The 9,025-nt window shown below is 76.1% G+C and carries 5 protein-coding genes; all 5 read right to left on the reverse strand.

Features of this window, described 5'->3' with window-relative positions; all coding sequences use genetic code 11:
• Positions 1-228: 228 nt before the first annotated feature.
• Positions 229-1,608, reverse strand: a complete 1,380-nt coding sequence (locus ACFRQN_RS21970) for a serine hydrolase domain-containing protein (protein ID WP_380741603.1) — start codon at positions 1,606-1,608, stop codon at positions 229-231.
• 141 nt (positions 1,609-1,749) lie between these two features.
• Complete coding sequence (locus ACFRQN_RS21975; protein ID WP_380741604.1) at positions 1,750-3,075, reverse strand: M1 family metallopeptidase; 1,326 nt, start codon at positions 3,073-3,075, stop codon at positions 1,750-1,752.
• Positions 3,076-3,122: 47 nt separating this feature from the next.
• Positions 3,123-7,115, reverse strand: coding sequence for a Pls/PosA family non-ribosomal peptide synthetase (locus tag ACFRQN_RS21980; protein WP_380741605.1), 3,993 nt, complete (start codon positions 7,113-7,115; stop codon positions 3,123-3,125).
• A gap of 391 nt (positions 7,116-7,506) precedes the next feature.
• A complete protein-coding gene (locus ACFRQN_RS21985) occupies positions 7,507-8,373 on the reverse strand; it encodes an NmrA family NAD(P)-binding protein (RefSeq protein ID WP_380741606.1) in 867 nt (288 codons plus the stop codon).
• On the reverse strand, positions 8,370-8,858 hold the full coding sequence (locus ACFRQN_RS21990; RefSeq protein ID WP_380741607.1) for a hypothetical protein: 489 nt from the start codon (positions 8,856-8,858) through the stop codon (positions 8,370-8,372). Before ACFRQN_RS21990 ends, ACFRQN_RS21985 begins: the two co-directional genes overlap by 4 nt.
• Positions 8,859-9,025 lie beyond the last annotated feature (167 nt).

Consider the following 9,025-nt stretch of genomic DNA (forward strand, 5'->3'; position numbering starts at 1 on the left):
TGGCCCGGCGGTCATCTGCCCGGCACCGGGCGCTCGTTCGCGGGGGGTGGACAACACGCACCACGGGGGCGTACGGCCGCACCGCACGCCCCCGTTGTCGTGACCCCGCGGTCGTCACGCGGCTGCTGTCACGCCGCTGTCGTCACGATCGCGCCGTCACGCCGCTCGCGTCACGTCGCCGTCGTGACGATCCGACGTGCCGCTGTCGTGACGATCGCGGCGCGCCGCTCAGAACGCCCGCCAGCCCTCCGGGTCGACCCCGCCCGGGACGGCGCCGGCCGGGCCGTACGGCTCGCGGGTGTAGACGAAGGAGCCGACGTCGAGGTGGCTGACCGTGCCGTCGGGGTGGCGGACCACCCGCAGGGTCTCGCCCGCGTAGTAGTTCTCCACACCGGTCCAGGTGCCGTCCGGCTCGGGCCGGAAGCGCGAGCCCCGGCCCCGGCCGGTGAGCGGGGCGAGCTCCAGCACCCGCCCGGGCCGCAGCCGCAGGGCGGCCGGCGCTGCGCCCCAGTACCAGGGACCGGTGAGCTCCAGCAGCTCCGCGTCCACCTCGGCGAGCGGGCGCCACGGTTCGGGCAGCCGGGGCTCCAGGTCGGCGGTGAGCGCGATCAACTCGGCGGCCAGCGACGCGGCGCTGGCACCGCTGGTGGCGTTGGAGAGGGCGTACGCGGCCAGGCCGTCGGTCTCGCTGATCCACAGGCCCGCGGTGAAGCCGGGCATCGAGCCGGTGTGCCCGTACAGCAGCCGGCCCTCGTCGCGGCGCAGTTGCAGGCCGAGGCCGTAGCCGCTGGTCCACTCGGCGTCGTCCGGGGCGACGGCCGGGCGGCGCATCTCGGCGACGGTGTCGGCGGACAGCACCCTGTCGTCGCCGGCCGTCAGGAAGGCCGCCCAGCGGGCCAGGTCGGCGATGGTGGACCAGAGTTGGCCGGCCGGCGCCATCAGCCCGGTGTCGGTGAGCGGCTCGGGCAGCATGACGTCGGCCCAGGGGTGGACGGCGAAGCCCCCGGCGTGCGGGTGCTCGGGCAGCAGCGTGGTGCGGTCCATGCCGAGCGGGGCCAGCACCTCGCGGCGCAGCACCTCGCCCCAGGGCTCGCCGCGCAGCTTCGCGACCAGGGCGCCGAGCAGCGCGTAGCCGGGGTTGGAGTAGTGGTGCACCCGCCCGGCGGGGTGCTTCAGCGGCCGGTCGGCCTCCAGGACGTCGTCGAGGCCGGGCCGCAGCGAGCCCTCGGTCCGCTCCCACCACGGGCCGGGGGTCTCGGCGGTCAGGCCGGAGGAGTGCGCGAGCAGTTGGGCGACGGTCGCGTCGTCGGCGGGGGTGCCGGGCAGGTGGCGGGAGAGCGGGTCGGCGAGGTCGAGCAGGCCCTCGTCGCGCAGCCGCATCACCAGCACGGCGACGAAGGTCTTGGTGAGCGAGCCGATCCGGTACTGGACGTCCGGGGTCGGCGCGTGCCCGTCGACCATGCTGCGGGCGCCGCTCCACACCGGCCGCCCGTCGCGCAGCACCCCGGCGACCATCGAGGGCGTGCGCCCCTCGGCCTGGGCGACGGCGAGCCGGTGCAGCAGGGCTCGGCGGGTGGCGGGCAGCAGCTCGGAGGGGAGGTCGGTCATGTGGGCTTCTGGACTCATCGACATGTGCACGGACAGTAGTCCAGCCCGGCCACGACGCCGACCCAATAATCCCGCGCACGGGCCCAATAACCCCCGCGCCCGGGCCCGGTGACCGGATCAGGCCGGGCCCGGTGAACCGGATCAGCCCGGCAGCGGCGGCAGTTCCGGCCGTTCCAGCCAGGCCTCGAAGAGCGGGCCGAGCGGCGCGGCGGTGTACCGGGCGGCGTGCGCGCGCAGGTCGGCGGTGGCGACCACGCCGTGCCGGTTGGCGCCCGTCCAGTCCCGCAGCATCGCGAAGAACGCGTCGTCGCCGAGCGCCCGCCGCAGCGCGTGCACCACCAGCCCGCCGCGCTGGTACAGCCGGTCGTCGAACATCAGCCTGCGGCCCGGGTCGCCGAGCGTCAGGTCCTGCGGCAGTCCGGCCAGCAGCCGGTGCGCGGCGGCGGCGTGCACGGCCGCGCCCGGGCCGCCGGCGTGCTCGGACCAGAGCCACTCCGCGTACTTGGCGAAGCCCTCGTTGAGCCAGATGTGCCGCCAGTCGGCGATGGTGACGCTGTTGCCGAACCACTGGTGGGCCAGCTCGTGGGCGATCAGCCGCTCGCGCTCCCAGCCGCCGCCGAGGTGGTTGGTGCCGAAGGTGGCGACGCCCTGCGCCTCCACCGGGACGTCCAGCTCCTCGTCCGCGACGACCGCCGCGTACTCGCCGAACGGGTACGGGCCGAAGACCTCGCCGAAGTACGCCGCCATCTCCGGCTGCCGGGCGAAGTCCCGGGCGAAGGCGGCGGCCAGCCGCTCCGGCACGTAGCCGGTCTGCGGCACCGCCGGGCGCACCGCCAGCGGCACCGGCCGGTAGTGCCCGATCGACACCGTCACCAGGTACGTCGGGGTCGGCGCGCTCTGCTCGTACACCCAGGTGGTGCTGGACGCCCGGGTGGTGCGGGTCAGCAGCCGGCCGCTCGCCACCACCGTGAACGGGGACGGCGTGGTGACCGCCAGCTGGTAGGTCGCCTTGTCGGCGGGGCGGTCGTTGCACGGGAACCAGGACGGCGCGCCGACCGGCTGGCTCGCCACCAGCGCGCCCTCGGTCAGCTCCTCCCAGCCCAGGCCGCCCCACGGGCTGCGCACCGGGCGCGGGTTGCCCGCGTAGTGCACCTCGACGGTGAACGCCGCGCCCGGCGCGAGCGCCCTGGCGGGGCGGATCCGCAGCTTGCCGCCGCGGTGGGTGTAGCGGGCGGCCTTGCCGTCGACCAGCACCCGGCCGATCCGGAACTCGGCCAGGTCGAGCGCGAACTCCGCCAGCGCCGCGTCCGCGACCGCGCTCAGCCGGGCCGAGCCGGCCAGCCGGTTGGGCCCGGGCCGGTAGTCCAGCGCCAGCTCGTAGCGGTGCACCCGGTAGCGGTGGTCGCCGCTGTTCGGGAAGTACGGGTCCGGGGCGCCGGCGGCCGCCGGGACGTGCTTGGGCTTCACGGGGACGTGCGCTTCCTGCGGGCCGGGACGGGGGGACGGGGAGGTGGTCACGGCGTGCTCTGCCACGCCTCGATCGGGTTGCCCAGCCATCGCGTGTCGGCGGGGACGGACTCGGCGCGCATCACCAGCGAGGCCGGGCCCAGCGTGCTGCGCGCGCCCACCGTGCTGCCGGGCAGCACGATGCCGCCCGGGCCCAGGGTGGCGCCCTCGCGGAGGACCACAGTATCCATCCGCATGATCCGGTCGTGGAAGAGGTGCGTCTGCACCACGCAGCCCCGGTTGATGGTGACCCCGTCGCCGAGGGTGACCAGGTCCGCCTCCGGCAGCCAGTAGCTCTCGCACCAGACCCCGTGCCCGACGTGCGCGCCGATCGAGCGCAGCCACAGGTTCAGCACCGGGGTGCCCGGCACCGCGCCGACCAGCCACGGCACCGCCAGCATCTCCACGAAGGTGTCCGCCAGCTCGTTGCGCCACACGAAGCCGCTCCACAGCGGGTGCTCCACCGCCCGGAACCGCCCGACCAGCAGCCACTTGGCGGCGGCCGAGACCAGGCAGGCCAGCGCGCCGGCCGCCAGCAGCACCAGGCCCGACAGCAGCGCGGCGGTCAGCGGCGAGCCGGCCGCCAGCCAGGACAGCGCCGCCGCGGTCAGCAGGCCCAGCGCCGCCGAGGCCAGCACCGGCACCAGCCGGGCCACCTCGACCAGCCCGCGCGCCCACAGCAGCCGGGCCGGCGGCTCGTAGGTCAGGCTCTGGTCGGCCAGGTCCGCCGAGCGCGGCAGCCGCATCGGCGGCATGCCCAGGTACGAGCCGCCCTTCTTCGCCTTCGCGGGCGTCGCCGACAGCACGCCCACCAGGCCGCGCTTGGGCACCGAGCGGCCCGGCGCGGTCATCCCCGAGTTGCCGAGGAACGCCCGCTCGCCGACCTTCGCCTCGCCGAGCCGCACCCAGCCGCCGCCGAGTTCGTACGGGGCGATCAGGGTGTCGTCGGCCAGGAACGCGCCGTCGCCGACCGTGGTCAGGCTGGGCAGCGCCAGCACCGTGGACACCTCCGCGCCCCGGCCGACCCGCATCCCGAGGGTGCGCAGCCACAGCGGCGTGACCAGCCCGGCGTAGAGCGGGAACAGCACCTCGCGGGCCCGGTCCATCAGCTGGGTGACGGTCCACGCCTGCCAGCCCACCCGGCCGTGCAGCGGGTGCGTCCCGGGCACCAGGCCGGTGCTCAGCAGCCGGACCAGCACCACCAGCTGCGCCGCGTACACCGCGCCGAACGCCAGCGTGGCGGGCAGCAGGCCGAGCAGCGCGCCGCCGAGCGCCGGGCCGAGCGCCGCGCCCTGGTCGACGAACCGGGACAGCACGGCCAGCGCGGCGAGCGCCGGCAGTGCCGGGAGCAGGCCGAGCACGGCACCGCTGGCGCCGTACAGCGAGGCCCAGCGGGCCCGGCGGGCGGGGCGCTCCTTGGGCCAGGCGCGTTCGGTGCGGCCCAGCTTGACGGCGGGCGCGCCGCCCCAGCGCTGGCCGGTCGGCACCTGCCCGGTGACGCTGGAGCCGGCCGCCACCTGGGCGCGCTTGCCGACCCGGGCGCCGGGCAGCAGCGTCGACCGGGTGCCGACCACGGCACCGGAGCCGATCTTGACCTGGCCGATCAGCAGCCGGTCGCCGTCCAGCCAGTAGCCGCACAGGTCCACCTCGGCCTCGACCGCGCAGCCGCGGCCCAGCTTCAGCATCCCGGTGACCGGCGGCAGCGAGTGCAGGTCCACCTCGGGCCCGACCTTGGCGCCCAGCGCCCGGGCGTAGCGCGTCAGCCAGGCGCCGGACAGCGAGTCCGCGCCGCTCAGCTCGGCCAGCCGCTCGGCGGTCCACAGCCGCAGGTGGACGGAGCCGCCGCGCGGGTGGCTGCCCGGGCGCACCCCGCGCAGCAGCAGCCGGGCGCCGCCCGCCGCGACGGCCAGCCGGCCCGCCGGGGTGTACAGCGCGAGCGCGCCCGCGCCGACCCACCACCAGGAGGCGGTCGGCGCCCACGGGTAGTCGCCGAGGTGGGTCAGCAGGTTCCCGGCGGCCAGCAGGGCGACCGTCCAGCGCAGGCCGACGACGGTGAACAGCGGGACCAGCAGGAGCAGCTGGAGCAGCTTGGCCCTGGTCGGCACCAGGGCGACGGTACGGGCCTCGGCGCTCTCGCCGGCGGTGCGCTCCAGGTGCCGGGCGAGCTTGCGCAGCGTCGGGTGCTGGTAGATGTCCAGTACGGCCGCGCTCGGGTAGCGGGTGCGCAGCAGGGTGGTCAGCCGGGCGGCGGCCAGGCTGCCGCCGCCGATCGCGAAGAAGTCGTCGCGCGGGCCGCCGACCCGCACGCCGAGGATCTCCGACCACTGCTCGGCCAGCCAGGCCTCGGTGCCGTACAGCTCCTCGCCGGGGCCCGCGTTCTCCAGCTCGGGCAGCGGCCAGGGCAGGGCGGCCCGGTCGACCTTGCCGGAGGTCCGGGTGGGCAGGGCCTCGACGGTCGCCAGCAGCGGCACGAGGGCGGCGGGCAGCTCGGCGCGCAGCCGCTCGACGGCCTGCTCGCGGTCGAAGCCGTCCTGGACCACCAGGTAGCCGACCAGCAGCTGGTTGCCGCCGCGCGCGGTCCGGACGGCGGCCGCCGCGCCCGCCACGCCGGGCAGGGCCTGCAGGGCCGCGTCGACCTCGCCGAGCTCGATCCGGCGGCCGCCCAGCTTGATCTGCTCGTCGGTGCGGCCGAGGAACAGCAGGCCGGCCGGGTCCGCCTGGACCAGGTCGCCGCTGCGGTAGGCGCGCTCCCAGCCCAGCGAGGGCAGCGGCGCGTACTTCTCGGCGTCCTTCTCCGGGTCGAGGTAGCGGGCCAGGCCCACTCCGCCGATCACCAGCTGACCGGTGCCGCCGGGGGCGACCGGCAGGCCGGCCTCGTCCACCACGGCGAGGTCCCAGCCGTCCAGCGGCAGGCCGATCCGCACCGGGCCCTCGCCGGTCAGCAGGGCGGCGCAGGCGACCACGGTGGCCTCGGTGGGGCCGTAGGTGTTCCACAGCTCGCGGCCCTCGGTGACCAGGCGCTGCACCAGCTCGGGCGGGCAGGCCTCGCCGCCGAAGATCAGCAGCCGTACCTCGTTGAGGGCCTCGGCCGGCCACAGCGCGGCCAGGGTCGGGACGGTGGAGACCACGGTGATCTCCTGCTCGGCCAGCCACGGGCCGAGGTCGGCGCCGCTGCGCACCTGGGAGCGGGGGACCGGCACCAGGCAGGCGCCGTGCCGCCAGGCCAGCCACATCTCCTCGCAGGAGGCGTCGAAGGCCACCGAGAGGCCGGCCATCACCCGGTCGCCGGGGCCGATCGGCTCCTCCTGGAGGAAGAGCGCGGCCTCGGCGTCCACGAAGGCGGCGGCGTTGTGGTGGGTGACGGCCACGCCCTTCGGCTTGCCGGTCGACCCGGAGGTGAAGATGATCCAGGCGTCGTCGGCGGGGGTGGGGCGGCGCTCCAGGGCGGGAGCGCGCTCGCCGGTGGTCGCCAGGCCGCGTTCGGCGCCGAGCACGGCGGCGACGGCGGCCTCGCCGAAGACCAGCTCGGCGCGCTCGTCCGGGTCCTCGGCGTCCACCGGGACGTAGGCGGCCCCGGCGGCGAGCACCGCGAGGATCGAGACGTACAGGTCGTTGGTGCCGGAGGGCACGCGCACGCCGACCCGGTCGCCCGGGCCGATCCCGGCGGCGGCCAGTCGGCGGCGCAGCTGTTCGACCTCGGCGGCCAGCGCGCGGTAGCTGAGCACGGTGTGCCCGTCGTCCAGGGCGGGCTCGTCGGGGTGGGCGGACATGGTGGCGTCCAGCACGTCGACCAGGGTGCGCGGGGCGGCGGCCGGGCGGCCGGGGAACAGGGCGAGGGCAGGCTCGGCCTGCGGCACCGGCGCCTGGGCGGGTTCGGCGTGGGGCGTGGACCCCTGGACGGGTTCGGCGTGGGGCGTGGACCCCTGGGCGGGTTCGGCGTGGGGCGTCGGATCCTGCGGTGGCGTGGGGTACTGCTCCGGGTGGCTCGGTTCAGCTGTCATGGCAGCCGTGCGCTCCTCGTCCTCGCCCCGTTCCGACCGATGCCCGGCCCCTGGGGCGGTGGGGGCACCGCCTGATCGGGTGACCCCACTCCGGGGCCGGAGCGGACAACCCGACCGATGGTAGCCCCGGGGCGGCGACCCGGCAGGAGCGGACACACGGCCCAACTGGCGCCGGAGTGGCCAAATCTGACGCTTCGTCAGTCAATAACTGAGGTCTGTTGGAACCCATGTGACGAGGTGTCAGTGAAATTGACGGATCGTCAGGTCGATTCTTCGACCGTGATCCACACCACAGCGAATGCTGCTCCCTTCGGGTGGCGGGCCGTCGGCGGGCCGGGTTTCGCGCTCCGGTCCCCTCGGTCCGGCCCCGGCCCGCCGTACGGCCCGGCGGTCAGCGGAACCGGTGCAGGTTCTCGCCGAGGAAGGCCTCCAGGGTGCGCGGAGCGCGTCCGGCGAGGCGGAGGAAGGTGTCGTCCGGCGTCTCCTTGCGGACCACCGCGAGCTGCTGGATCTCCACCACGTGGGTGGCCAGCCAGTCCGGCATCCCGGCCCGCCCGACCAGGTGGGCGTGCAGCTCGGACGGGCCCAGGTCGAGGTAGCGGACCGGCCGGCCGAGCAGCTCGCCCAGCAGCGCGGTGAGCTCCGGGTAGCTGTGGGCCCGCCCGCCGGTGAGCGGATAGGTGCCACCGGCGAGCTCGGGGCGGGTGAGCACCTCGGCCGCCGCGTCCCCGATGTCCCGGGCGTCCACGTAGTTGCAACGCGCCTGTCCCAGCGCGCCGTGCACCATCCCGGCGGCGGCGATGCCGGGCGCCAGGAGCAGCAGCTTCTGCATGAACGCGTACGGCCGCAGGACGGTGGTGGTGATGCCGGAGGAGCGCAGCCTCTCCTCGATCAGGTGGTGGCCGCGGGAGACGGCGACGGGGGAGTCCGGCTCGGCGGCGGGCGCGGAGACCTTGACGATGTGCTCCACGCCGCAGTCGACCGCCGCCTCGATCGCGTTCAGCTCGTACCGGACCTGCTGCGGGCCGTTGGCCATGGTGAGGAAGAGCTGGTGCGCGCCGCGGAAGGCCGCGCGCAGGGAGGCCGGGTCGGCGGCGTCCGCCGGGAGGGTGGCCGTGCGGGCGAGGGTGCGCTCGTCGAGTGCGGCGGCCAGCCGGGCGGGCTCGCGGCTGAGGGCGCGGCTCGGTGCGCCGAGGGCGGCGAGGCTGCGCAGGGTGGCGCCGCCGGTGGCGCCACCGGCGCCCATGATGACGATCATGACGTCTGCCTTTCGGGGAGGGGTGCGGTGGGGAGTCGGTGCTGTGCCGTGCGGGCCGGGCGGCTGCCGCGCCAGTGCCAGGTGGTGATGGTGGCGGCGATCGCCGAGGAGACCGGCAGGTCGATGGGGAGCCGGTGCGGCCACGGGCTGTCGGCCAGCCGGGGGACCTGCGGCAGCCAGTGGGCGGCGGCGAGGCCGACGGCCAGGCCGAGCGCGGCTCCGGCCAGGCCGAGTGCGGCGGCCGCGAGGGCGCGCGGGGTCCGGGCGGGCCGGGCGCGGACGGGGCGGCGGCGCAGCGCGGCGCCGAGTGCGGCGGCCACCAGGGCGGAGGTGCCGCCGATGGTGGTGAGCGCGGCGGCCACCAGCTGGGGCTGGCCGGTGACGGCTCCACCGGCCCCGGCCATGGCGGCGGGCATGGCGTAGGCGAGCAGGACCTCGCGCCACAGGAGGAAGGGCGGGGGAGCGCCGGGGGCCTTCTTGCTCATCGGAGCGGATGTCCTTTCGTTGGTAGTTAGGTGCCTAAGTATTTGTGCTTAGGTACCTAACTATTGGGGCTGAGAGGAGGCGGGGCCCCCCACCGCCGCCCCCCCCGGGTGGGGTAAAAACAACGTTATCGCGGGCCAGCCCCCCCCCCCCCCCCCCCCCCCGGGCC

This window comes from Kitasatospora sp. NPDC056800, assembly GCF_042789775.1.
Taxonomy (GTDB): domain Bacteria; phylum Actinomycetota; class Actinomycetes; order Streptomycetales; family Streptomycetaceae; genus Kitasatospora.